Consider the following 25,246-nt stretch of genomic DNA (forward strand, 5'->3'; position numbering starts at 1 on the left):
GCCCCGCGAGGCCATGTGACACACGTCACTGGAGGTCTCGCGGGTGGCCACCACCAACGACCGCCCTGGCCGCCAATCGGGCGCCTCACCTGGGAATACCATCGGCGACTGCACGACCTCACCGGGAAAACTTTTTTTCGCCCGCGTAAGCGACCCGCTGAAGAGCGTGAGGTCAGCGGGTGTTTAGCCTGTCGTGGTGATGTTTGCCACAAAGCCCGCGCTGAGACAATGTCCCGAATTTGCTAGCAGCGTCATTACATGTGCCCCATGCTGATGTAGCCGTGCGGTCGCGAAGCGGCCACATTTCGATTACTGCTGCATGACCTGGAGGCTCCCATGCGCGTACTGTTCAGATCGGCGGGCGCGGCGTTGTTGTCGCTGTTCGCCGTCCTAGTTCTCGGGCTCACCACGGCCCTCGGGCCCGCCGGGGCGGGCACCGCCCTGGTGGTCGGCGGAATCGCCAACCCCCGGGTCTCGGATCTCATCATGAGCAACCTGCTGAACAAGCGGTTCATCAACGACATCCGCGAAGACATCGAGTGGCCCGCGCAGGCGGCGCCGTACACCGGGCGCAACCACATGACCCTCGGTCAGTCGATCGCCGAAGGACAGGCGACCCTCTATCACAAGGTGCTCACGTCGGAAACGCCGGTCACCGTGGTGGGGCTCTCGGCCGGGTCGCTGGTCGTCGACGAGGTGATGCGGATGCTGCTCGACACCCCCGAGGGTGCGCCGTCCAAGGAGAACCTGACCTTCGTCATCGTCGCCGATTCCAGCCGTCAGCGGTTCATCGACAAAGTGAAGTACAACTCGCGATTCGACTACACCTATCAGCCGGCACCGGTCACGCCCTATGACGTCATCGTCGTAACCGGCGAGTACGACGGGTTCGCCGACTTCCCGGATCGCCCGTGGAACCTGCTCGCTCTGATCAATGCCTACGCCGGCATGATCACCGAGCACATGCCCTCGGCCTTCGCCGACCTCGATGCGGTGCCGCTGGAGAACATCACCGTCGAGGTCAATGAGCTGGGTGGCAAGACGACCCACTACCTGGTGCCGGCCAAGACCCTGCCGATCGTCAAGCTGATGCCCTGGCTGAAGTCACGGCAGGACTCGCTGCGGGCCAGGATCGAGAAGGCCTACATCCGCAACGACGACAAGAGCAGTGCCGCCGCCAGCCGGGCCGCCGTCAGCCGTGAGGTCGTGGTCGAGGAGACCGCCGACGACGGTGTCGATGAGGCCGTCGCCGAGGGGGCCGAGGACACCACACCTGGCGAGTCTGCCCGCACCGTGGAAGCCGAGACGGTGGAAACCGAGTCGGTGGAGGCCGATTCGACGGAGGCGGAGTCCAGCACCCCGGCTGCGACCGAGGAGGAGTCGACCGAAGCCGAGACCGTCGAGGCCACCGTCGACGACGCGGCCGACGCCAAGGTTCTGGCGGAGGACGTCGAAGCCGCCAGCGAGAAGGCGGCGACGCGCAACGCGGACAACGGCGATGACAGCGCCGTGGCGTCCGGCAAGCAGACCCGCGAACTGCGCAGCGCCGCACGCTCTGCCGCCAAGGCGGACAGGGCGGACAGGGCACGGGCCTCGACATCCCGCCGGGGATCTGATTCCTAGATCCCGCCACCGCATAGGGAGAGAACGCATCGTGCGGCCAGCCAATCCTCACCGGTCTGGCCCACGGTGCGTTCACCGTTTCGTGGCGGACGGTCGGCATGCTGGGTTCGGCTCAGCGTGGGTAAACGTCATGTCTGACACAACGATTCGGTCTGACGGTCACACGGCCATCCACGGGCTCGGCGCGGCCCCGGGGCGGCTGACCTGGCAGGCGCGGCACGCATCCGAAAAGGCGACTTCGAGCGGCACCACGCGCGTAACATCAATACTGCAAACGGGGGGTTTGCGGTCTCACTCTGGGGGACGAACATGACGATCGGGACCTCGCGGGCTTTCCGAAGCGCGCTGACGACCACACTGCTGGCGATCGTGACCGCCATCTCGCTGCTGGCTACCACGCCGACGGCGGGCGCGGCCAACGTGCTGACCTTGAGTCCGCTGCCGCACCGCATGCTTCCTGCCTTCCAGGGCGTGATGTGCGCAAGCCCGAACACTTGCAACGAGGTGAAGTACTCCTTCGCGATGAACAGGTCGATCGAGAACCTGGACTACGCGATCAGGGCAGCGACTGCCGCAGTGACCGCCCCGGACCCGACCACGGGTGCCGTCGGTGAGGTGACCGACGGTGACACAGTGACCGTCTTCGCGCTCAGCGGCGGCGCCATCGGCGTATCGAAGTGGCTGGACTGGAACGCCGGCGAGGCTGACGCCCCGTCGCCGGAGGTGCTGTCGTTCGTCGTGATAGGGAACCCGACCCGCAAGTACGGCGGCGCCAATCGTCGCTTCGACACCATGCCGCAGACGCAGTACAAGGTGCTCGACATCGCCCGGCAGTACGATCCGGTCGCCGACACCCCCGATCGGTTCAGCATCCTGGCGAGGCTGAACCTCACGCTGGGTTTCCTGTCACCGCTGCACTACGACTACTCGACGATCGACATCAACGACCCGAACAACTACCGCTGGACCGAGGGCAACACCACCTACGTCCTGGTGCCCACCGAGGACTTGCCACTGTTGGCACCGCTGCGGATGCTCGGCCTCTCGGCGCTGGCCGACCGGTTGAACGGGCCGCTGAAGGAGATCATCGAACGCGCCTACGACCGCCCCTGGGAGAGGGATCCGCTCCCAGAGTCGCGTACCGTCGCCCAGTCCACGACGGCCGAGAGCGCGACGACGCGCGTCAGCCGACCCACGGCGCAGACGGTGACCGCCGCCGACGCAGAGCCGCAAGCCACGGACGCCGCCGGCGCCGAGTCGCGGCCCCGCCTGTCGGAGGACCGCGCCGAGGCGAGCACGGAGGCGGGCGAGACCGTGGGAACCGACGAGGCGTCGACAACAGCCGTGGCCACGAAGACCGACGACGGATCCGCGACGGCGACCATCCTCGACGAGGACAGCCCTTCGGTTGTCGAGAACACCGAGGACCGGCAACTGGGCGTCCCCGCCGCCCGCCGCGTCGAGAAGTCCGACCGCGAGAAGAGCCGGACGACGTCTCGCGAGAAGAGCAGGGCGGCCAAACGCGACGCGCGCAGCGACGACTGAGCGCCGCCCCGGCGGCACTTCGCAACGGTGTGCTTGGGTGGCGGGATGGATGTCGGTGACCTCAGCCCTGTCGAACGAACCACGCTGCTGACCGAGTACGCCCGTGCTGTTGATGCGCGGCAGCCTCGACCCATCCTCGGCGACCCACTCGCCGACGAGGTCGTCCGGAAGATCGACTACGACTACTCCACGCTGGGGGTCACCCCCAGCGTGCGTTGCCTGGTCGCGCTGCGGGCACGGATGTTGGACGACCGGGTCCGCGCGTTCGTGGCCGCGCATCCCGATGCCGTCGTGGTCGATCTCGGTTCCGGGTTGTCCAGCATGGTCTACCGAGTCGACCCGCCGGGCTCGGTGGACTGGTACAGCGTCGACCTGCCGGGGGTTCTCGCGCTGCGCTCTGCGCTGCTGCCGCCGCGCACCGGCTCGCACACCGTTGCGGCATCAGTCGCCGAACCCGGGTGGTGCGACGCGATCCCGGCGCACCGTCCGACCATGGCAGTCGCGGATGGCCTGTTCGCTTTCCTGACCGAACCGGCGATCGTGTCGCTGCTGCGCCGGATCACCGGCCACTTCGACTCCGGAGCGGTGGCGTTCAACGACTACGGCCGGGTGAGCAAGCTCAACCGCATCACCGGTCAACTGGCGATGCGCGGGTCGAACTCGCCGCACCTGCAGTGGAATTTCGCAGGCTTCAAGGACCCCCGCCAACCCGAGCGGTGGAACTCCGATCTGCGGCTCGTGGAGGAGGCCAGTGCGATGTTCGAACCGGAGACCGAGCAGTTCCCGCGGGGGCTGCGGGCCGCCAGCCGGCTCGCCCGCCGGGTCCCCGCAATCGCCAGGAAGGCCCGGATCCTGCGATTCGAGTTCGCGCGCAGCTAGCTGCTGCGCTGTTCGGCGGACACCGACGCCGAACGCGGCTTCGCAGCCGGCGTCTTCCGTCGGTGCACCACCACGCGGCCCCCTTTGTTGGGCACGATCGAGACACCTCGGTTGAACGGACGCTCGTCCGCGGCGTCGGTCGGTTCGATCCGGAACTCGCGCAGGATCGCGCGCACGGCGACCTCCATCTCCATGGAGGCGAAGGACGCACCGATGCAGCGGTTCATGCCGCCGCCGAACGGCACATAGGCGAACGGATTGGGATTCGCACCAAGAAAACGGTCGGGGTTGAACTTCTCCGGTTCGGGGAAGCTGTCGGCGGATGTCATCGCCAGGTGCAGCGCTCCCATCACCGTGGTGTCCTCAGGAATCACCCACTCCCCCAGCTGAACCCGCGTTCTGGTGCGGCGTAGCGACGCCGTCAGCACCGGGCGGGTGCGCTGCACCTCCTGGATCGTCGCCCGCAGCAGCTCCGAGCCGCCGGCGTCAGCCTCCTCGGTGAGCCGGGCCAGCAGCTCCGGATGACGCCGGACGCGTTCGATCACCCAGGACAGCTGGGATGACGTCGTCTCGTGCCCGGCGACGAGCAGGGTCAGCAGTTCGTCGGCGATGTGCTGGTCGGAGATCGGCGTACCGTCGTCGTAGCGCGTGCGCAGCAGCAGCGTCAGCACGTCCTGACGGTCGTCGAAGTCCGGATCGGCGCGGGCGTCGGAAATCAGCTTCGCGATCAGATCGTCCATCCGGCGGCGGTACTGGGCGAAGTGACCCCCGGGGCTCCATCTGCCGACATCGCGCCGAAACACCTCGGGTAGCAACGCGATACGCGACCCGAACTCCACCGCGGCGGGCATCAGAGTGCGCATCTCCTCGAGTTCGGCGCCCTCGGCGCCGAAGACCGCACGCAGGATGGTGTTCAGCGAGATGCGCATCATCGGTTCGAGGGTCTCGAACTCGACGCCCTCCGGCCACGTGGAGAGCTCGGAGCGCACCTCGGCTTCGGTGATGGTCTCGTAGGAGCGCATGCTCTTGCCGTTGAACGGCGGAAGCAGCAGTCGGCGGCGTGCCAGCAGCTCATCACCCTCGAGGGCGAACACCGAGCCCTCACCCAGGATCGCGCTGAGATTCTTCTTCGGCCGTCCGATGAGTTCGCGGCTGGAGCTGAACAGCTCCTTGATGTCGCTCGGCGAGCTCAGGATGACCATCCGGCCGAACAGCGGCACGTTCAGCGTGAAGGCGCTGCCGTACCTCTTGGACAGCGCCGTCAGCATGCTGCTCTGGATCGCCACCATCCCAAGGCCCTGCAGCACCTTCGGCGCCCGCGGTCCGGGAGGCAGACGCACCGGATCTGTTGTCGCCGTGGTCATTTCGTCACCCCTCTAGGCCATCGTGTAGTCGGTGAGCGGGAAGCGCTCCTGCGCCTTGACCGCACTGCGTACCGACGTCGGCCGGAACAGCGGGGACTCGCCCCTGCCGTTGAACCAGTATGACCGCGACGTGGCGCAGTTGCCCAATCGGAAGACCGAGTCGTCGAGCAGGCGCAGCATCTCGTCGAGGAACCGGGCGTTGGCGTCCTCGGTGACCTCGAAGGTGGTCGCGCCGCGTCGCTGCAACTCGCCGAACAGCCGCCGCATGTGCCGCATCTGGGTCTCGACGGTGTCGAACCAGCTCATCCCCACCCAGGCGTATGGACTGGCCTGGGTCAGCATGTTCGGGAACAGTGGCACCGTCATTCCCTCGTAGGCCTGGAACCTGTTCTCGCGCCACCACTTTCCGAGGTCTCGGCCCTCCCGCCCGATGACCTCGATGGCGGGTAGATTCGATTCCCACACGTCGAACCCGGTGGCCAGCACCAGCGTGTCGACGACGCGCTTGGTGCCGTCTCTGCCGACGATGCCGTCGGGTTCGATCCGATCGATGCCCCCGGTCTCCAGATGCACGTTCGGCTTGGTGAAGGTGCGGTAATAGACGTTCGACAACGTGGGCCGCTTGCAACCGAAGTCGTAATCCGGCGTCAGCTTGCGGCGCAGTTCCTTGTCGCGGATGGCCAGGAACCGGTGCAGCGCACCGATCTTGGCGGCGATGGTGTTGATCGGCCGCAGCTGACGGAACTTCCACATCGCCAGCGTCGTCATGAAGTCCATGAACATGTCGCTGGAGAGACGGACGAAGCGTTGGGTCGCCGGGAACCTGGCGAAAATGCGCTGAGTGCGGGGCCCGAATGACAGGTCCAGCTTCGGCATCACCCAGATGGGGGTGCGCTGATAGACCGTCAGGTCGGCGACATCTTCGGCCAGCTTCGGGATGAGTTGGACGCCGGTGGAACCGGTCCCGATGATCGCAGCGCGCTTACCGCGCAGCGAATAGTCGTCGTCCCAATCCTGGGCGTGCAGCACGGTGCCGGCGAACGTGTCGATGCCGGGGATGTCGGGCTTCTTGGGCTGGCACAGATACCCGGTCGCGAGCACCAGGAACTGTGCCTGCAGCGTCTGGCCACCGGCCAGCGTCACCAGCCAGCGCTGGGTTTCGTCATCCCAGCGGGCGCCGTCCACGACGGTGTTGAAGCGCATGTAGCGGCGCAGGTCGTACTTGTCGGCGACGTGTTCGGCGTAGCTCTTCAGCTCAGCACCCGGGGCATACAGCCGCGACCAGTACGGGTTGGGTTCGAACCAGTACGAATAGGTGGTGGACGGGACGTCAACCGTCAATCCGGGATAACGGTTGACGTGCCACGTCCCACCTAGGTCGTCCTCGCGGTCGAGGATCGCGAGGTTGTGGTAGCCGAGCTCGTTGAGCGCGATGGCCGCGCCCATGCCGCCGAACCCTGCACCGACGATGACGGCGTCGAACTGCGTGGTGGTCACTCGGCGATACTACGGGCTCGGTGGGGGTGAATCCCACCGGCCGCAGACGAGCTTCGGCTACCCACTAGCTAACTGTCGGAGCCCTTGTCCGAGCCCGAGCCCGACGAGCGCTTGGAGCTCGAGCTGTCGCCGCTCGTGCCGGAGCCGCTGGACGAGGACGAGCTCGACGACGAGGTGGAGGTGGATTCCTTCGACTCGTTCGACTCGGTCTTGCTCTCCTGGGCCTCGTTGCTGCGCTTGAACTTGTCGCGCACCGACTTCACCGCATCGGCGACCGGATCGGAGGTGGCCTCCTCAGCGGCCTCGGTCTCCTCCGGGGCTTCCTCGACCGGGGTCTCCTCGACGGGGGTCTCCTCGACGGGGGTCTCCTCGACCGGGGTTTCCTCGACGGGGGTCTCCTCGACGGGGGTCTCCTCGACCGGGGTCTCGTCGACCGGGGTTTCCTCGACCGGGGTTTCCTCGACCGGGGTTTCCTCGACCGGCGTGGTGGGCTCCTCGGTCTTGTCCTGCGGCTTCAGGATCTCGGTCGCCTTGGCCTGGATGGCCTGCAGCGTCTTGCTGAGATCGCTCTCCGCGGGAGCGGCTTCCTCGGTGCTCTCCTCAGCCTCGGCCTGCCGCGCGGCGAGCACGGTGGTGTCCTCGGCGCCGGCGTCGCTCTCGTCCGCCGGCACATAATCGGGCTCGAGGTAGTCCTCGGTCGGCAGCGGCAGCCCCGTGGGCGTCTTGGCCTGCCACGGGAACAGCGGCTGCCAGCCGTCGTTGACCGGCTCCGGGAAGCCGTCCGACGGCTTCCAGCCCACCGGCATGAACGGGTCATACGGGTTGCACTGCGGGCACAGAATCTTCGCGAACGGCCGCACGAAGTACGCCGCGGTGGAGTAGCGCGGGTTCCAGATGTAACTCTGCGGCTCGAACGGGTTCCACATGATCGCCAGCGTCTCGGCGAACTTGCGGTAGGCCATCATCTGCTCGTCGAACGTCGGGAACTTGACCGGCTCGGGGTCTTCGAGCAGGTAATCCCACAGCGCATTCGATCCGGCGTTCGGGTCGAGCTTGCGCGTCTCACCGTGCCACGGGATGTAGCTGTTGGGGTAGAGCTGTTCGCCCAGTGCGGTCGGCTTCCCGGTCGCTTCGTCATACAGCGCCGGGTCCCACTCGTCCGTCGGGTTCCCGTTCTCGTCTTTGAGTTTGAAGTCCGCCGAGGCATCCTCGCCGATCTCGTAACCCCAGTAGTTCTCCCGCGAACTGACCGGATTCCACTTCGGGGTGCCCTCGGGGCCGTCGGGGGCGCCGTAGGTGAACCCGTCACCGAAGTAGAAGGACAGCGGGTTGACGCGGAACATGCTGTTGAGCATCTTGTCGCCCTCGGGGCACGGCGGCAGGCCCGAGCAGCCGTTGTGCATGGGCAGATTGGCGGCCATCCACGATTCGGCGGCCTCGCCGTACGGCTGCCAGAGCGGCTTGAACGGCGTCATCAGCGCGACGGTTGCGTAGGCCATGGCGGGGTTCGGCGGATCCCAGCCCAGCACGTTGACCTGTGAGTAGACCCACCAGTTGCCACTCTTGGCCCACGAGTCGGCCCAGAAGTTGACCGCGTCGACATGAGCTTGCGGGGCGTTGAGGACCGCGTTGATCAAGTTGGGCAGGATGTTGGCCGCCGACCGGGCGGTCAGGTTCACATCCGCGGTGACACTTCGCGCTTCCGGTTGCTGAGCCTGCGCGAGAGCAGTAGGCGTAACGGGAGTAACGGAGATGACACTGGCCCCCACCAGCGCAACGCCAGCCGTGACATACGAACGTACGGCAGCAGGCATGACGCCCCTTTCGAATTCAGATTGCTGAGCGATGTTAGGACAGCGAGAACCGTATCCAAAAAGAGACCGAGTGTCTAGCAAACGAATCGATCCTGTCACAATTCACAACTTTGCTGACGGATGCGTTAGTTACTTGAGCTGCGGCTTCGAGGCAAAGAAAGATGGCGCATCGAGCAGGTGACACCCGGCTGTGCGCAAATAGGACGCGGTACACGTCAGTTTCGTTTTCTGGCTTCGCCGGGTAATCGCCGTCGGGCGCGTCAGCGTTACAGACCGCGGGCGCCGAGCCATTCGTCGATTCGGTTGCCAACGGCCGCCCAACCGGGTTCCAGCATCATATTGTGCCCCATATCGGGGAACAACTCGGCGGTCGTGCGGTAGGCCCGCGCCGTTTCGTGGACTTCGAGCTCGGTGACGGCGCCGTCGCGTCGCGCCCCGAGGACCAGGACCGGGGTCTCGACGCGCTCGGGACGGGGTCGGTCGTAGAGGCCGTCGAGGCCGGAGCGGGCACTCTCCTCCTGGAGCCTCGCCACGCAGTTCGCGACGACGTCGTCAGGGGTGCTCGGGGAGAAGAATCGCTCGCGCGCCAGCGCGAGGGTGCCGACATAGGGCAGCGACCTGCCGGTCGCCGACATCCGCGCGAAGTGCCACGGGTGCCGGCGCAGCCAGCGCAACCCCGATGCGATGTACCCGGAGGGCGGCATCGAGGCCATCAGCACCGCCGCCGGCGCCGCGCGGGTCTGCAGGTACTTCTGCACCAGGTAGCCGCCCATGGAATGGCCGACCAGAACAGGTGCGGTCGGCAACGTGTCGGCCACCGCGGCGATGTCGGCGAGGTAGTCGGCGAACGAGCATCGGCGCAGCGGCTTGGCGGTGGTGCTGGTGCCGTGCCCGCGCAGGCTCAGCGCGACGGCGTGGTAGCCGCGGTCGGCGAAGAAGTCCAGGAAGTGGTCGTCCCAGCACCATGCGGCATGCCAGGCCCCGTGGACGAACAGCAGTGGGATCGGGTGGGAATCGGTCGCGGAGCCCTTGGCGATGACCTCGAGTGCTTCGGGCACGACCCGATAGTACGGTCGGTGAAGTGACGCGCGGTTTTCGGTTCGGTCTGCTCGACGGCATTGTCAACACCAGGTTCTCGGCATCCCTGCCCGCCACGTCGGCTGCGCTGACCGCCGCCGCGACCGGGGCTGATTCTCTGTGGGTCGGTGACCACCTGAACTCGCTGGTCCCCCGGTCGCTGGCCACCCCCGAGCACCTCGGCGTCGGCGCCAGACTCATTCCGAAGGTCGACGCCGTACTCGAACCGTGGACGATGCTGGGTCATCTCGCGGCGCGCAACCGGTTCCGCCGCCTGCGGCTCGGGGTCTGCGTCACCGACGCCAGCCGCCGCAACCCCGCCGTGACCGCGCAGGCCGCGGCAACGTTGCACCTACTCACCCGTGGCCGCGGGCTGCTGGGCATCGGTGTCGGTGAACGAGAGGGCAACGAACCCTACGGCGTCGAGTGGACCAAGCCGGTGGCACGCTTCGAAGAAGCGCTGGCCACCATCCGTGCCCTGTGGGACAGCGGCGGCGAACTGGTCACCCGGGACTCGCCCTATTTCCCGTTGCGCAACGCGCTTTTCGACCTCCCGCCGTACAAGGGCACGTGGCCCGAGATCTGGGTTGCCGCCCAAGGTCCGCGCATGCTGCGCCTCACCGGCCGCTACGGCGACGCCTGGGTTCCCTTCACGATCTCGCGTCCGGCCGACTACGCCGACTCACTGGCGACGGTCCGGGCCGCGGCCTCCGATGCCGGCCGCGACCCGATGGCGATCGTTCCCGCGCTCAACCGCGCCGTGGTGTGCGGGCGCACCCGCGACGACGTCGACGAGGCGCTCGACGGGGTCCTGTTCAAGACGATGGCGCTGGCGGCGCCCGCCCACGCGTGGGCGCGGCACGGCGTCGAGCACCCGTTGGGCGCCGACTTCTCCGGCGTGCAGGACCTGATTCCGCAAACGATGGACTACGAGTCGGCGTTGTCGCACATCAAGAAGGTGCCGGTGTCGCTGATGAAGGAACTGTGCTTTCACGGCACCCCCGGCGAAGTCCTCGATCAGGTCGCCGAATGGCGCGACGCCGGCCTGGGCTACCTGCTGGTGATCAACGGCAGCCAGCTCAATCCGAGGTTGACCAAAGCAGTGTCGGCCAGCTTGCCGTTCGCGCGGGTGCTGCGCGGGTTGAAGCGGATGTGACGCCGCGCTGGTCACGGCGTTGCCCGGATCGCGGTGTGGATGAGCGTAATGCGTGGCCCGGCGCCGACGCGGGCGGGCGCAGGCGGGATCCGACTGACGCCGGTCAATCAGATTGCGGCCGGGTGCCCCCGTCGACCCTCGTTGACGAATGCGTTAAATCGCTGGCAGCGGCCCCGGGCTGGTGCACCCGGGGCGTGCCGACGTCGGCGGAGACGGTACGACAGCCCGAAAGTTGTGACTTCTGTGAAATAACTCGATCCGCCGGACTAGGTGGGACCCAGCAGATAAGGTAAGTTTGCTGACCAGGCTCCGAGCCGGAGCCTTCCGATGTGGTGGAACACCATGTCGCCGTTGATGAATCCGAAAGGGGGGCCGTCGATGCTCGCATCGGTTCGCCCGTACGCCACCGCAGGTGTCGCACTGGTGGGGGCCAGTGTCATGGCTGTTTCACCGATCATGGTGCCGCCGGCCCAGCCCGAGGTCCGCAACATCGAGGCCACCGTCGCCCTGACCGCCACCACGTCGCTGGCCTACGTGCCGATCAACATGATTCATGCGCTGATCAATGCGCCGGGCAACTTCATCTTCGGCGTCGAGCAGTTTGCGGCAGCGATGGCCGCCAGCGGTGACTGGAACGCGTCGCACCCGATGAACGTGTGGGGCTGGGACGACGCGAACCCCGCGCACGCGTGGAGCATGATGAACATGTTCGTGCCCTTCCCGGCGCTGTCCCGTCCGCTCGGGAAACACCTGAACTGGTATCTGGCCGCGAACCTGCCCATGCACGAGGGCTGCGCCTTCGAATGCCCCGACCTGGGCGGGATGCTGGGCAAGATGTTCAAGGTCCCGATGTCGGAGTTCTACAAGCCCGGCGGGTACACCTTCCCGGAAGTCGTCAACCCGGTCGGTGAATGGGAGACGGACTGGTCCGAGAAGAACGTCGAACTCGACCCGCTCGAGCCGGTCAAGTCGGTGTGGAACTACCTGGTCTCCAAGCCGGAGGCAATTCACATCCCGAGCGCCTACGAGGTCATCACCGCGTTCGCGAATCTCGCTCGGGCGCTTCAGATCACCGGACACGTGCCGGACTTCTTCGCGGTCGATGAGATCGAGACGTTCTTCAAGTTGTTCGTGCGCAAGCCGAAGGAGATCGCCGAGATCCCGCCAGTCAACCCCGACGATCCGGCGTACACCGACCCCGACACCGAGACCGACGAGACGCCGGAACCGCCTGCCGAGGGGTTGATGCGGGTCGCCGACACCAAGACGCTCGCCGACGGGGCCACTGACGCGGCCCAGACCTTCACCCTGACGGTCGACACGGCCGCCGAGGCCCCGGATACCGAGGAGGCGGAGGCCGTCGAGGAGACGGAGATCGTCGCCGCGGAGACCGTCGAGACGGAGACGGTGCAGGCGCCCGCCGAATCCGAGGAGACCCAAGAGGCCGACGAGGTCGCCGAGGTGGTGACGCCCGAGCCCGAGGAGAAGGCCGAGGAGTCCAAGCCGAAACAGCAGACCGGCGGCCGGCACCGCCGGAACGACGACAGCGACCGGAGCTGGAGCCGCTCAGCCGAGCGGGTCGGATCGAGCCTGTCGAAGGTGGCCGATGCGTTCAAACGGTCCACCGGTTCCGGCTCGGACAGCGACAGTTCCTCCGAGAGCAGGTCGAGCAGCAGGGCCGGCTCGGAGGCCGCGGCCTGACGGGAAGCCCCGCGAAAAGGGGCCACGCGGACGCTGTCCGCGTGGCCCCTTTTTTGGGCTTTCAGGTCCGGGTCAGACCTTCTCGAGGCAGTACGACCGGTATTCGACCGCGTGGCTCTGGGCGTCGCGGTACAGCCGTGACCCCGGAACGCCGGTGAAGTTGCGTCCGAAGCCGTGCAGGAATCCCGGCAGGTAACGCTTGATGAGTTCGTCGGACAGGTGGGCGGTGAGGTCCAGACCGCGCAACACCTCGTCGTTGATGACGCGCTCGTTGATCATCTTCATTCCGGAGTTCTTCAAGGCGCTCTCCCAGTGGTCGAACTCCTGGCGCCCGTACACGTCCGACTGCAGGAAACGTCCACCCGGCCGCAGCACCCGGCGAACCTCGGAGAGGAACTTCTCCAGCGAGGGGTAGGCGTGCGAGGCCTCGATGTTGATCACCGCGTCGAAGGAGTTGTCCGGGAAGGGCAGATCCTCGGCGTTCCCGTGCACGAACTGCAGGTTCGGCATCTGATGCCGCTTCGAGCAGAACTTGATGGCGTCGGGGTTGAAGTCCAGCCCGGTGTAGCTGGCGGGCTTCAAATACCGGGTGATGTAGGAGGCGCCGCCGCCGTGACCACTGCTGCACTCCAGGACCTGCTTGCCCGCGAGGTCGGTGCCCGCCTGGGTCGCCGTGCTGTGGTAGAGCTGGATGTAGTAGCGGTTACGCTCGTCCGCTTCGTCCAACTGCAGTCCCATCGGCGGGTCCTCTTCGAACCCCCAGTTCAGGAACTGGACGTCGTCGTCGGCGTGGAGCCGCCGCGTCCACATCGGATACCAGTACTTCGCCACAATCTTCTTGAAGAGCGTGGTGCTTCCGAGGCGGTCAATTCGGTCTCTTTGACTTGTGGCCATGTCCGGGGAGTATGCCAGGCAGGTCCCGTGAAAGCGACATCGGGGCAAACTCTCGCCGGGTCCGGAACGCGCGTCAGTGCCGGTCTCCGAGAGTGGAGACGCTGCGCGTTCGCGCGTCGCCCAGCGAAGTGCCTGAGCGGCGATAGACGACGGCCCGGCCGCCCTTCTCCGGCGCCATGTTGGTGCCCCGGCTGTGGCGACGCTCAGCCGGTGCCGTGGTGGGTTCGAATCGCAGCTCGCGCAGCATGGTGCGCAGCGCCACGTCCATCTCCATCGTGGCGAACGCCGACCCGATACACCGATAGATACCGCCACCGAAAGCCACCCACGCCGGCGGCAGCTTGCCGATCTCGGCATAGCGATCCGGGTTGAACGCCTCGGGATCGGTGAACTGGTCAGGCGCGTGCTGAGCCAGTTCGATGCTGATCAACAGGGTGCTGCCTTCTGGAATCACCCAGTCGCCCAGGCGAATCCGCTGCAGAGTCCGCCGCATGGTGGCGTTCACGACGGGCCGGGTGCGCTGCACCTCCCAGATCGTTGCCTGGCGCAGTTCCGATCCTCCGGCGTCGACTTCGGCGACCAACCTCTCCAGCAGGTTGGGGTGGCGACGCAGTCGCTCCACGGCCCACGCCAGGGACAGCGATGTCGTCTCGTGGCCCGCGGCCATCAGGGTGACCAGCTCGTCGGTGATGTGGCTGTCGGAGATCGGCTGCCCGTCCTCGTACCGGGCGGCCAGGAGCAAAGTCAGGATGTCGGACCGTTCGTCGAACGCCGGGTCGGAGCGGGCATCGGCCATCAGTTTCTGCGTCACCGCGTCGATACGTCGGCGGTACCGCAGTATCCGGCCGCCCGGACTCCACGCGCCCAGGTCGCGCAGGACCACATCGGGCAACATGGCCAGCCGGGAGCCGAGTTCGACGGATGAAGGCATCACCTCGCGGAGTTCGTCGAGCTCTGAGCCCTGCGCTCCGAACACCGTGCGCAGGATGACGTTGAGGGTGATGCGCATCATCGAGTTCAGCGTCTCGAATTCCTGGCCCTCCGGCCAGGTGGCGATCTCGCGCATCACCTCCTCCTCGACGATGCGCTCGTACTCGCTGACCCGCTTGCCGTGGAACGGTGGCACCAACAGCTTGCGTCGTTCGATCAGCGCCTTGCCGTTCAGGCTCCACATCGACCCCGGGCCGACGACCCGGCCCAGGTTCGTGGGCCGCTCGATCAGGTCGTTGCCGGTGCTGAACAGGTCTTTGACCAGGGCCGGATCCGTGACGACGACGGTCTGGCCGAAGACGGGCATCCGCATGCTGACGGCACCGCCGTAACGGCGTGCCAGCATCGCGGGCAGCGTGTAGGGAGCCGTCAGGAAGGCCGCTCCCTGCAGGAGTTTAGGCAGCCGCGGCCCGGGCGGCAGTTTGACGGGATCGGTCGTTGCTTTCGCCATCGTCACCCTCCTACGCGCCCGGCCGGCGGGAGCGCGGTTTCCGGCTCGAGCTCCCCGCCTCAGGTCCGCGAGCGGGAAGTGTTGTCAGTCCTTGCTGAAGCAGTACAAACGGTACGAGATGTCGCCGTCGGCCAGTTGGCGGTACAGGCGAGACCCGGGTGACACCACGATCTGACGGCCGATCGGCCGCAGCAGTGCCGGCAGCGCATTGGTCACGGTCTCCAGGTTGACGTCCGCCGTCAGGTCCAGCCCGCGCAGCACCTCCGCGTCGATGACCCGCTGGTCGATCACCCGCAGCTTCGCGTCGGCGATGCCCTGCTCCCACTCGGCGATCTGGTCGCGGCTCCGCATGTCGGTGTAGAGCATCCGTCCACCGGGCCGCAGAACCCGGTAGACCTCGTCCATGAACCGGGAGAAGTCCAGGTACACGTGCGACGCCTCGACGTTGACGACCGCGTCGAACGATGCATCGGCAAAGGGCAGGTTCTCTGCGTCACCGTGCACGAAATCCAGTCCCGGCAACACGTGGCGCTTCTTGCAGTAGGCGATGCCGTCGGGATTGAAGTCCAGGCCGGTGTACGACGCGGGCTTGAAGGTCCGTGTCAGGTACGACGCACCTCCGCCGTGGCCGCAGCTGATCTCCAGCACATCCTTACCTGCGAGGTCGGTGCCGGCCTGGGTGGCGGTGCGGTGATAGAGGTTGATGTGATACCGGTTCGGCTCGTCGGCCTTCGACAGGGACAGACCCACCGGGGGGTCTTCCTCATATCCCCAGTTGAGGAACGTGACGTCGTCGGCCTCGAGGCGGCGGCTGATGAACGGATAGAAGTACTTCCGGCTGAGTTTGCGGACGAAAGGCACGTTGAGTCCGCGGGAGCCGACCACACGCTGTCCGACGGGGTTGTGCTTGAGGGCGTCCCGAGCAGCGTCGGCAAGGTTCGAATTGGGGTCGGCCATGGCACGGAGTATGCCAGCATGCTCGAGACAACGGCAATCTGCGACAGAGGCCGCCCGTGCGGTGCCGATTGTCCTAGTATGCACAGGAATACGCACCGACTATCGATCAATGCCGCTCGATGGCCCGGTGCCTGTGGTCCCGGTGGTGGGGTCCCGTCGGATCGGGCTCGATTCCGGGGTCTTCAGCAAACATCACGATTATGTTGCTAGATTCTGTTCAGCAACCTAGATTCATTGTCGTCTTGTCTCGTCAATTGGAGGATTCCCATGCGCGTCGGTCGTCGATCGGCAGTAGCCGGCATCGTGTCCCCCCTCGCCGCTGCGGCGATTGCCCTGGGGACGGCGACGCCCGCCGCCGCAGTGGTGGTGCCGCAACCCGTTCCCGAATGCACCGCGGACGCCAAGTGCTCCGCGCTGCTGCTGGGCGGCACCGGTAGCGGTCGGCTGACCGAACAGCAAATGGAGGAAGCGCTCGGCGGGTACTTCGCCGACGACACCCGCTTCACCCGCCAGAACGTCCGCTACCCCGGTACCTGGGACTTCCTGCCGTCCATCGGCATCGGCACGCTGATCCTCGGCGGCGAGGTCAACAGGGTGCTCGCCGAGGATCCCGAAGCGAACCTGGTCATCGGCGGTTTCTCGCAGGGCGCGGCCGTGGCCAGCCAGCTGCTCTACCGGCTCGAGCTGATGGGCGACGAAGCCCCGGACAAGGATCAGCTGCGGTTCGTGCTGGTCGCCGACCCGTATCGGGGCCCGAACACCAACGTCACCAACTGGCTCGCTCCCCCGACCAAGTACGACATCATCCTCGTGGCCACGGAGTACGACGGCATCGCCGACGCCCCCGACCGCTGGTGGAACGTACTGGCCAACTGGAACGCATCCCTGGGTGCCCTGTATCTGCATGTGCAGACCACCGAAGCCGACCTCGACGACGTCCCGGAAGAGAACATCACCGTCTACGCTCCGAATGCCAAGGGCGGCGTGATCACGAAGTACCTGATCCCGACCGAGACGCTGCCGCTGGTGAAGTTCATGCCGTGGCTCAAGCCCTATGAGGAGACCCTGAAGCGGATCGTCGACGCCGGCTACAGCCGCAACGACGACAAGGACGAGCCGGCCGAGCCGGAGACCACCGCACGGGCGGCCGCCCGCCAGACCGCCGACGTGACCGAGGTCGTCGCCGACGAGACGCCGCAGCAGGAAACGGAGAACGCGGCCCCGGAGAAGGAAACCGCCCTCGAGCAGGAGCCGGCCGCGGAGCCCGTCGTCCCGGCCGAGCAGGCGGCTGAGGAACCTGCCGACGACGAGGTGACCGAAGACGCCGAGACGGCGACCGAGGAGACGGCCGGCGAGTCGACCACCTCGTCGACGGGTACGCAGCGGACCAAGCGCGGCAGCGAGAACACCGAGAAGATCACGGTCGCCGAGATCAAGAACCGACTGGCCGAGGAAGCCGAGGCTGACGCCGAGAGCACCACCGAGGCCGAGGCCGCCGACGAAAGCGGCACGGAATCCGGCGAGGCGCGCACCACGCAGGCTGCCGAGTCGGGCTCGTCGGGTTCGAGCGAATCCAGCAGCAGCGCACGGGGAGCCGACCGCGACGCCGCGTGAACCGTCTGAAACGTTTCCTTAGGTATCCTCGATACCACTAAGGAGATGACGCGCCCGCAGCGCTGAGCGAAGGGCCGCCGTCGAACAGTTCTCGCCGGTTGGGTGGTCAGCATGTCGCGGTCCGGACACAGTTCTCGATGGAAGGCAGTCGCTGTCGGGCTGCTCGGTGTCGCAGCGGTGGCACCGGCGATCACCGCGTCCCCCGCCGTCGCCCAGCCGTGCTCGGACATCACCATCGTGTTCGCGCGCGGTACCGGCGGGTCGGGCGGCGTCGGCGCCGTCGGCGAGAACTTCATCGACAAGCTGCGTCCGCGCGTTAATGGCCAGTCGATCGACGTGCGGCCGGTGAACTACCCGGCCAACTGGGACTTCCGGCCGTCGGCCTCGGCGGGTGCCGCCGACGCGCGCGCCCAGGTGGAATCGATCGCCGCGGCGTGCCCCGACACGAAGATCGTGCTCGGCGGAACGTCGCAGGGTGCGGGCGTGATCACGCTGATCACCGCGGTCGACGAACCGGTCCGCGGGTTCACGCCGGCGCCCTTGCCTCCGCAACTGGCGGATCGCGTTGCCGCGGTGGTGGTTTTCGGCAACCCGGTGCGCAAGATGACCGGCGGCGGGCCGCTCAACGTGATCAGTCCGCTGTTCGGCGCCAAGACCATCGACCTGTGCGCGGGCGGTGACCCGTTCTGCTCCAACGGGCGGGACTTCCTGGCCCACGGCGCGTACCCGCGCAACGGGATGACCGATCAGGCCGCCGACTTCGTCGCAAGCCGGGTCGGCTAGCGTCAGAGATCGGCGGGACCGAACCAGGCCCGGTTGCCGTAGGTGTCGAGGTGGACCACCTCGTCGACCGGTCGGCGGGTGGTGGGACCGTAGCGGCCCTTCGGCCAGCCCAGCGGGACCACACAGCACGGGGTCACCGAGATCGGCAGCTTCAGGATGCGCCGTGCCGACGTCAGGTTCCACAGCGGCAGCGTGATCAGTGAGGCGCCGAGCCCCATGGCCCGTGCGGCCAGCAGCAGATTCTGCACGCTCGGATAGATCGAGCCGTAGAACCCGGACTCCGCAGCCGGCGGTTTCGGAGTGAACGGGACCCGGCCGTCGTGTGCGCCCAGCTTCAGGCACGCGATGACCAGCACCGGGATCTCGGTGAAGTGGTCGAGCTGCCACTGGATGGCTTTGACGGTCTTGGCCATCTCCGGGTCGTAGCCGGCCACGTCGCGAATCTTGCTGTGGTAGAACGCCCACCACGCGATGCGGTAGCGGCGCGCGAGCTTGGCCTTGATCCGCTCGTCCTTGACGACGATGAACTCCCAGTTCTGACCGTTGGAACCGTTCGGGGCCCGCAAGGCGAGTTCGATGCATTTGAGCACCACCGCGTCGTCGACCGGATCCGGACGGACCCGGCGGATGGCCCGTTGGGTCATCATCGCCTCGACCAGCGGCATGTTCAGCCGGGCCAGCGCCTCCTCGGTCGTCGGGACGGGCTGTGGCGGGCGGGACGGCTCGCGCTCAGCCATGTTCGGCGATCCACTGCGTGGTGAAGCGCTGCGCGGCGGGGATCTCATCCGCCAGCGCGGAGACGATGAACTTCTCGATGGCACCGCCGAGCAGCGGAATCCGCACCTGCAGCGTGCCGGTGAAGCGCAGCCGGGAACCGGTACCCACCGGGGTGATCTGCGCGCTGCCGGTGGCGTGCAGCGGGGCTCCGGTGGCGGTCACGACGGCTTGGCAGTGCAGCTCGTCGGCGGTCCGGCGCCAGCGTTCCTCGCGCATCACCCGCAGACCTCCCGGAATGGCCTTGGCCATCACCGCGGGCAGCATGTCGCGACCCATGTCCTGCGTGGTGGACACATGCACCGAACCGTCGTCGTCCACAGTCAGCGAATCCAGCCGGATGGAGTCCTTGCCGAATTCGAAAAGTCTGGCCCGCCAGTAGGTTTCGTTGCCGAATGCGGTGTGGATGGCGTCGACGCCGGCGGTCGAATCAGTGCAGACGTCAAAGGGCCGGGGCACGGCTGCTCCTTTCTTGCAGGCTCATCGCTTGCCGAACACCTTGTCGGCCACCCTCGCGGTGAACCGGCGTGCTTCCTCGACGTGTTCCTCGTTGATGTTGGTCGGTGGCAGCTTGACGCCCAGATACCGCTCCTTGTACTCGCCCGACCCCAGGTAGCTGGTCAGCGACAGCATCGACGACAACTCGCTGCCGGGATAGGTGAAGTGGATGCTGTCCACGAAGCGGCCGCCCTTCTTCTCGGCGAGTTTGCGCACCCCGGCCAGATTCTTGCGCCACTTGCGCCGGCACACCACGAACACCGCGAACGGTGTGCCGTCGAGCAGCGGTCGAGCCTCGTGGGACACCAGGAAGCTGCGCAGCGGCATCGACACGGTGTCCCACCACGTCGGTGATCCGATGCAGATCAGGTCGTAGCCACCGGTGCGCACGACCTCGGGTGTGCGGATGTCGCCGGTCACGCCGCGTGTCTGGGCCGGCAGCACGCTGAAGAAGTCCGGCCACACCCGGCGCATCGGGAACCGGCTGAACTTCACCGAGTACTTCGGGTCGGTGAACTCGATCGGTGCCCGGTCGACGAGGTAACCGCGCTTGCGGAGCACCTCTTCGGCCGCGTCGAGCACTTTCACCGTCTGCCCGGTGTAGCTGTAATACAGCAGCAGGACCCGCGGTTTCCGGTCGCCGGCAACCTCACTCATGGGTGCGCCCTCCCTGTATCCCGTCTCCGGGCTTCGATGTCTGCCCCGACGTGCTCGACGTCGGCTCCGGCGAATAGCCTCACATACGTGACGAACAAAGTTTCCGTCGACCTGACCGGCCCGGCGAAGACCATGCTATCCACCCTGTACCTGAAGGCGTTGGACGCCGATTTCGACCGGCCGGTGCTCGGCGATCAGTTCGCCAAGAGCGCGATCGAGCGGATCGATTTCGACTGGGACGACCTGGGCATCACCAGCAGCTGGGCGCCGCTGCTGACGGTGCGGACGGCGCAGTACGACATCTGGGCGCGCCAGTTCCTGGCCGCGCACCCCCGGGCCACGGTCATCCACCTCGGCTGCGGGATGGACACCCGGGTGTTCCGGCTCGACCCCGGGCCCGACGTCGAGTGGTACGACGTCGACTTCCCCGGCGTGATCGAGTTGCGGGAGAAGGTCTACCCCGCCCGGCCGCACTATCACCTGATCGCCAGCTCGGCGACCGACCCGTCGTGGCTCGAGCAGATCCCCGCCGACCGTCCGGTGCTGTTCCTCGCCGAGGGCATCAGCATGTATCTCACCGACGCCGAGGGCATCGCGCTGCTGCGCCGCGTGGTGCAACGCTTCGACTCCGGGGAGGTGCAGATCGACTTCTTCAACTGGCTGGCGATCAAGTCCCAGAAGACCCAGACGTTGGTGCGGCGTTCGAATTCGACGCTGTACTGGGCGGTCAACCGTCCCGACGACATCCTCGACCACGTTCCGGGCCTGCGGCTGCTGGCGGCCACCACCTTCTTCGATGCCAGCACCTTTGCGCGGGTCACGGGAGCTTTCCAGGTGGCCCGGCGGTTGGTGCGGGCCGTGCCCGCGCTGCGTAAGTCCCTGCAGTACCACCGCTTTGCATTCGGCAGTGCCGACTAGCGGCCTCAGACCGGGGTGTGCATCGAGGCGAAGCGCTTGAGCAACGCCTCGATCGCCGCGATCGAGCGTTGCGGCTCCGGCCCGTGCGAGTGGTACTCCACCATCAGCTGACCGTTGAAGATCTTGCTGGTGTAGATCTCGATGCCGGCATTGACCTGGAAGTACAGCTCACCGTGGCTGGCGGTCAGCTCCAGGTCCGGTGGGGTGCGCATGGGCGGGATGACGCCGTTGTCGGTGAACATCACCACGTCGGGCATGCCGGGCGGATTGCCCACATACTGCGGGGAGAAGTGCAGCATCGACTGCTGGATCACGCCTTCGCTCAGGTCTTCCCGGAAGGTGTCGACGATGTCGCGGGCGAGCTCGACGGGATCGGTGTGCTCCGAGATCTCGGCGAGGTAGGTGGCCACCCCGACCGGATTCGTGCACGCCGTCGCCGAGACCGGCGGGCTGAGCACGTAGCGCAGGTCGACCGGATAGACGTAGGGCACCGGGATCTTCGGGGTGTCGCGCAGCTGCCACTCGGCCATCAGGATCGCCGCCGAGAGCAGACCGTTGACCCCGAGCTTCTGGGAGCGGCTGAACGCGATCAGGTTCTCGGTGTCCTGTGCGCTGAGTTTGCAGTAGACCATCGGCACCCGCATCGGATACGGCGGCGTCTCGGTCGATGCGGCGCGGCGCGACGGCGGCAGGTCGTAGGTGAACATCGCGGCCATCAGCCGCTCCAGCCCCGACCGCCCCTTCTTCTCGACACCGCGGTCGGCCAGCACCGTTTCCAGCGAATCCGGCGCTGGCGCGACCTTGACCGGGCGCATCGTGCCGGTGGTCACCAGATCGGTGTAATTGGCCAGCATCTTCTCGATGAGGCTGAACTGGTGCTGACCGTCGGCCAGGCTGTGGTGGATGTAGAGGACGATCTGGGTCTCGTCGCCGCGCCGGATCACGCGGCAGGCCACCAGCGCCTGCGTCTGGTCGAAGAAGATCGGCGGGGGCTCCGCGCCGGGGTCGTCGAGCTCGACCACCTCGATGCCGGGGTGCAGCAGATCGTCGACGACGATCGCGTAGCGGCCGTCGGTGTCCTGCTCCAGGTGCCCACCGAGTGCCGGGTGGGCCTGCAGCATCGCGTCGAACGCGGTGGACATCGCGTCGAGGTCGACCGGACCCCGCACCGTGGCACCCAGCCCGATGAAGTTCTGGGACTCGGCGTACATCTCCTCGCTGCGCGCCAGCTTGCGGATCACCGATGACGGAAACACTTCACGACTCCTGAGACAGTTACGAGCAGGCCGGACCTTCCTGGCGGCGAGCTATCGCATGCTGGCCCGGCGGTATCCGAGCGCCAACGGTACCGCGCACACCGCGATGATCCCCACCGACCAGGCCACCGTGCCGAGGAAAGGTTGCAGGACCGGGCCGCCGATCGACAGCCCGCGCATCGTTTCGACGACGTAGCTCACGGGCTGGTGCTCGACGACGGGCTGAATCCAATCGGGATATTGGCTCAGCGGCACCAGGCCGGTGCAGAAGAACATCGTGGTGGCGGCGAGCAGGTCGGTGGCTTCCACCGCGATGGTGTTGGCCGAGTACAGCGCCAGCAGGAACACCACCACCGAGAAGGCCATGCCGAAGATCACCGGGATGAACGCCCACGCCACGGCGCTGAGCAGCCCCTGCTCGAAACGGAACCCCATCACCATCCCGGCAGCCATGATCACCAGGGTGGTGACGAAGATGCGGATCGCGTCGGCGGCCAGCCGCGACAACAGGCCCGCCCCACGATGGACCGGCATCACCCACAGGCGCGACAGCAACCCGTCGTCGCGTTCCCGCATCACACCGATGGCGCCGGTGATCGCGCCGGTCATCGTCCCGATCATCGCGATCAGCGGCACGCTGCCGTACAGCGCGCTCTCCCCCGTGACCGCCGAGACACCGTCGTCGAAGACGATGTTGATGGTGATCAGCAGCACGACCGGCATGGCCAGCGACTGCGTCATCGTCGAGACGTCGCGGCTCCAGCGCCGCAGGATCCGCGCGGTCAGTACCCACGTGTGCAGCAGCAGTCGCCGCGGCGAGTTCTCCCACGCCTGAGGCATGCGGTGGCGTCCCTCCCCGTTGGTGCGCCGCGTCTCCGCGGCGTCGGCCGGCCAGAGTTCGGTGACGTGGCGGGTGTCACTCGATGCCGGGCCGGATGCCAGGTCCGTCATTGGCGCCTCGTCGCGACGAGGCCGTGCAGCGGAATCAGCACCGCGATGATCCCGACCGCCCAGATCAACGACGGCCCGATCACCGACCAGCTGACCGGCGGGACGGCGGATGTGGTGTCACCGGCCAGAGCGCGCAGCGCGTAGACGAACTGCGACACCGGCTGGTTACGCACGAAGGGCTGGATCCACTCCGGGAAGCGTTCGACCGGCTGCACCCCCACCGACAGGAAGCCGAAGATCAACTGCGGCAGCATGATCAGGTGGGTGGTGGCCTCGGGGTTCTCGGTGGAGGTGCCGATGAAGTCGCCCAGGATCGACAGCGCGAAGCCGACCAGCAGCGCCAGCCCGCAGAACGCGGCGATATAGACCACGCCGTTGTGGAATCGGAAACCGATGACATGGCCGCACGCCAGCGACACCACCATCGCCACCGTGCAGCGGTACAGGCACGCCGACATCCGCGACGACAGCGGGATCAGCGCGGGGATCGGCATCGCCTTGAACCGTCGGTTGATTCCGAGGCCGGCGTCGCTGGCCGAGCGGAACGCCGCCGACACGGCGGCGAACGTGATCGCGACGATCACCACCATCGGCGTCAGGAACTGCGCGTAACTGCTCATCCCGGTCGCGGAGCCGGTCATCTCCTTCAGGGGGATGTAGAACCCGACCGTGAACATGATCGATCCCGCGACCAAGGTGGCGATCTCGCCGTTGCGCAGCGACGGCGTGATCATCCGAACCGTCAGCACCCACCACTGCTGGATCGCCGAGGTCTGCGGTCGCGCGCCGAGACCGGCGACTGCGCTCGAGGTCACGGGACCGCCTCGGCGACCACGGCATCGACGTCCTTGTCGGCGCTCTCGGCGTCACCGGTGGCCCTGGCCTGACCGGTGAGCGCGAGGAACACCTCGTCGAGCGACGGGCGGCGCAACGCGATGTCGAGCAGTTCGATGTTCGCCTCGTCGAGCCGGTGCAGCGCCTGCATCAGGGTGTTGGGGCCGTCGGGTGCCGGGATGGAGATGCGGTCGGCGCCGTCGGCCAGCGCCGCGCGGTTCTTCTCGGGCAGCAGCGGACCGAGCGCTGCGGCCATCGCGGCGGTGTCGGACAACCGGCGCGGCACGATCTCGCAGAAGGTTCCGCCAGTACGCTCCTTGAGCTCGTCGGCGGTGCCCTCGGCGATGATCGTCCCGTGGTCGATCACGATGATGCGGTCGCTGAGCGTGTCGGCCTCTTCGAGGTACTGGGTGGTCAGCAGCGTGGCGATGCCGGCCTCTTTGAAGTCGTTGACCAACTCCCAGATGCTCTGGCGGCTCCGCGGATCCAGCCCGGTGGTCGGCTCGTCGAGGAACACCACCTCGGGGCGCACCACCAGCCCGCAGGCGATGTCGATCCGGCGACGCATACCACCGGAGAACGTGCTGACGCTGCGGTCGCCGGCCGCCACCAGATCGAAGTGCTCGAGCAGCTCGACGGCACGGGTGCGTGCCTCGGCCTTCTTCAGGCCGCGCAGCCGGCCGAACATCACCAGGTTCTCGCGGGCGGTCAGCATGTCGTCCAGCGCGACGTGCTGACCGGTCAGCATGATCGACTCGCGCACTCCGGCAGGATTCTTGGTGACGTCATGGCCGGCGACCATGGCGCTTCCGCTGTCGAGCTTGGTCAGCGTCGACAGGATGCTGACCGTGGTGGTCTTGCCGGCGCCGTTGGGGCCCAGCAGGCCGAGCACCTCACCCTTGCCCACCTCGAAGGTGACGTCGCGCAGGGCATCGACCGACCCGAACGACTTCTTCAGGTCCGAGACGACGACTGCTTTGTCCGAGCCGGTCACGGCTGTACCTCCTGGGCTG

General features: G+C 66.9%; 22 protein-coding genes. 8 read left to right on the forward strand and 14 right to left on the reverse strand.

Translation table 11 applies throughout. The features are described from left to right. Positions 1–336: 336 nt before the first annotated feature. From G6N31_RS06370 to G6N31_RS06380, 3 genes are all read left to right on the forward strand, one after another. The gene (locus G6N31_RS06370) at positions 337–1,623 is read left to right on the forward strand and encodes a PE-PPE domain-containing protein (protein ID WP_098004642.1); all 1,287 of its coding nucleotides are present in this window, start codon (positions 337–339) and stop codon (positions 1,621–1,623) included. Positions 1,624–1,932: 309 nt separating this feature from the next. Then, positions 1,933–3,168, forward strand: coding sequence for a PE-PPE domain-containing protein (locus G6N31_RS06375; RefSeq protein ID WP_098004641.1), 1,236 nt, complete (start codon positions 1,933–1,935; stop codon positions 3,166–3,168). A 45-nt stretch (positions 3,169–3,213) separates the two neighbouring features. Continuing rightward, positions 3,214–4,047 carry a class I SAM-dependent methyltransferase gene (locus tag G6N31_RS06380; protein ID WP_098004640.1) on the forward strand — a complete coding sequence of 278 codons (834 nt, stop codon included), beginning with the start codon at positions 3,214–3,216 and terminating at the stop codon, positions 4,045–4,047. On the opposite strand, the gene G6N31_RS06385 is transcribed toward G6N31_RS06380, so the two are convergent. From G6N31_RS06385 to G6N31_RS06400, 4 genes are all read right to left on the reverse strand, one after another. Continuing rightward, positions 4,044–5,411 (reverse strand): cytochrome P450, encoded by a 1,368-nt coding sequence (locus G6N31_RS06385; protein WP_098004639.1) that lies wholly within the window; start codon positions 5,409–5,411, stop codon positions 4,044–4,046. The genes G6N31_RS06380 and G6N31_RS06385 overlap by 4 nt on opposite strands. Positions 5,412–5,423: 12 nt before the next feature. Beyond that, on the reverse strand, positions 5,424–6,908 hold the full coding sequence (locus G6N31_RS06390) for a flavin-containing monooxygenase (protein ID WP_098004638.1): 1,485 nt from the start codon (positions 6,906–6,908) through the stop codon (positions 5,424–5,426). Between the two features lie 68 nt (positions 6,909–6,976). Then, entirely contained in the window at positions 6,977–8,587 is a 1,611-nt protein-coding gene (locus G6N31_RS06395) for a hypothetical protein (protein ID WP_098004637.1), read from the reverse strand. A gap of 401 nt (positions 8,588–8,988) precedes the next feature. Continuing rightward, positions 8,989–9,780, reverse strand: coding sequence for an alpha/beta hydrolase (locus tag G6N31_RS06400; protein WP_098004636.1), 792 nt, complete (start codon positions 9,778–9,780; stop codon positions 8,989–8,991). A gap of 23 nt (positions 9,781–9,803) precedes the next feature. Between G6N31_RS06400 and G6N31_RS06405 the strand changes: the two genes are divergently transcribed. Together G6N31_RS06405 and G6N31_RS06410 are read left to right on the forward strand one after the other, a co-directional pair. After that, a complete protein-coding gene (locus tag G6N31_RS06405; protein WP_098004635.1) occupies positions 9,804–10,955 on the forward strand; it encodes an LLM class flavin-dependent oxidoreductase in 1,152 nt (383 codons plus the stop codon). A gap of 378 nt (positions 10,956–11,333) precedes the next feature. Further along, the gene (locus G6N31_RS06410) at positions 11,334–12,656 is read left to right on the forward strand and encodes a hypothetical protein (RefSeq protein ID WP_133117708.1); all 1,323 of its coding nucleotides are present in this window, start codon (positions 11,334–11,336) and stop codon (positions 12,654–12,656) included. A 72-nt stretch (positions 12,657–12,728) separates the two neighbouring features. Here the strand turns inward: G6N31_RS06410 and G6N31_RS06415 are convergent, their stop codons facing one another. The 3 genes from G6N31_RS06415 to G6N31_RS06425 form a co-directional block, all read right to left on the reverse strand. After that, entirely contained in the window at positions 12,729–13,550 is an 822-nt protein-coding gene (locus G6N31_RS06415) for a phthiotriol/phenolphthiotriol dimycocerosates methyltransferase (RefSeq protein WP_098004633.1), read from the reverse strand. Between the two features lie 73 nt (positions 13,551–13,623). Further along, positions 13,624–14,991, reverse strand: coding sequence for a cytochrome P450 (locus tag G6N31_RS06420; protein ID WP_098004632.1), 1,368 nt, complete (start codon positions 14,989–14,991; stop codon positions 13,624–13,626). Positions 14,992–15,075: 84 nt separating this feature from the next. After that, positions 15,076–15,948 carry a phthiotriol/phenolphthiotriol dimycocerosates methyltransferase gene (locus G6N31_RS06425; RefSeq protein ID WP_098004631.1) on the reverse strand — a complete coding sequence of 291 codons (873 nt, stop codon included), beginning with the start codon at positions 15,946–15,948 and terminating at the stop codon, positions 15,076–15,078. Positions 15,949–16,251: 303 nt separating this feature from the next. On the opposite strand from G6N31_RS06425, the gene G6N31_RS06430 reads away from it, so the two are divergent. Further along, a complete protein-coding gene (locus tag G6N31_RS06430) occupies positions 16,252–17,562 on the forward strand; it encodes a PE-PPE domain-containing protein (protein WP_163722072.1) in 1,311 nt (436 codons plus the stop codon). Between the two features lie 111 nt (positions 17,563–17,673). Beyond that, on the forward strand, positions 17,674–18,345 hold the full coding sequence (locus tag G6N31_RS06435; RefSeq protein WP_098004668.1) for a cutinase family protein: 672 nt from the start codon (positions 17,674–17,676) through the stop codon (positions 18,343–18,345). 2 nt (positions 18,346–18,347) lie between these two features. Here G6N31_RS06435 and G6N31_RS06440 read toward each other — a convergent pair whose 3' ends face one another. From G6N31_RS06440 to G6N31_RS06450, 3 genes are read right to left on the reverse strand one after another with little or no spacing between them, the layout of a single operon-like run. Continuing rightward, on the reverse strand, positions 18,348–19,082 hold the full coding sequence (locus tag G6N31_RS06440; protein WP_098004629.1) for a nitroreductase family protein: 735 nt from the start codon (positions 19,080–19,082) through the stop codon (positions 18,348–18,350). Continuing rightward, positions 19,075–19,578 (reverse strand): DUF2505 domain-containing protein, encoded by a 504-nt coding sequence (locus G6N31_RS06445; RefSeq protein ID WP_098004628.1) that lies wholly within the window; start codon positions 19,576–19,578, stop codon positions 19,075–19,077. Before G6N31_RS06445 ends, G6N31_RS06440 begins: the two co-directional genes overlap by 8 nt. 21 nt (positions 19,579–19,599) lie before the next feature. Next, positions 19,600–20,274 carry a flavodoxin family protein gene (locus tag G6N31_RS06450; protein ID WP_098004627.1) on the reverse strand — a complete coding sequence of 225 codons (675 nt, stop codon included), beginning with the start codon at positions 20,272–20,274 and terminating at the stop codon, positions 19,600–19,602. Between the two features lie 87 nt (positions 20,275–20,361). Between G6N31_RS06450 and G6N31_RS06455 the strand changes: the two genes are divergently transcribed. Next, entirely contained in the window at positions 20,362–21,192 is an 831-nt protein-coding gene (locus tag G6N31_RS06455) for a class I SAM-dependent methyltransferase (protein ID WP_098004626.1), read from the forward strand. A gap of 5 nt (positions 21,193–21,197) precedes the next feature. On the opposite strand, the gene G6N31_RS06460 is transcribed toward G6N31_RS06455, so the two are convergent. From G6N31_RS06460 to G6N31_RS06475, 4 genes are all read right to left on the reverse strand, one after another. Beyond that, complete coding sequence (locus G6N31_RS06460; protein WP_098004625.1) at positions 21,198–22,448, reverse strand: phthiocerol/phthiodiolone dimycocerosyl transferase family protein; 1,251 nt, start codon at positions 22,446–22,448, stop codon at positions 21,198–21,200. 51 nt (positions 22,449–22,499) lie between these two features. Next, positions 22,500–23,288: an ABC transporter permease gene (locus G6N31_RS06465; RefSeq protein WP_234815405.1), complete on the reverse strand. Its 789-nt coding sequence runs from the start codon at positions 23,286–23,288 to the stop codon at positions 22,500–22,502. 107 nt (positions 23,289–23,395) lie between these two features. Further along, the gene (locus G6N31_RS06470; RefSeq protein WP_234815400.1) at positions 23,396–24,214 is read right to left on the reverse strand and encodes an ABC transporter permease; all 819 of its coding nucleotides are present in this window, start codon (positions 24,212–24,214) and stop codon (positions 23,396–23,398) included. Then, positions 24,211–25,227: an efflux ABC transporter ATPase subunit, DrrA-related gene (locus tag G6N31_RS06475; RefSeq protein WP_098004623.1), complete on the reverse strand. Its 1,017-nt coding sequence runs from the start codon at positions 25,225–25,227 to the stop codon at positions 24,211–24,213. The genes G6N31_RS06470 and G6N31_RS06475 overlap by 4 nt, the downstream gene beginning before the upstream one ends. Positions 25,228–25,246 lie beyond the last annotated feature (19 nt).

The organism is Mycolicibacterium duvalii, from assembly GCF_010726645.1.
In the GTDB taxonomy this organism is placed as follows: Bacteria; Actinomycetota; Actinomycetes; order Mycobacteriales; family Mycobacteriaceae; genus Mycobacterium; species Mycobacterium duvalii.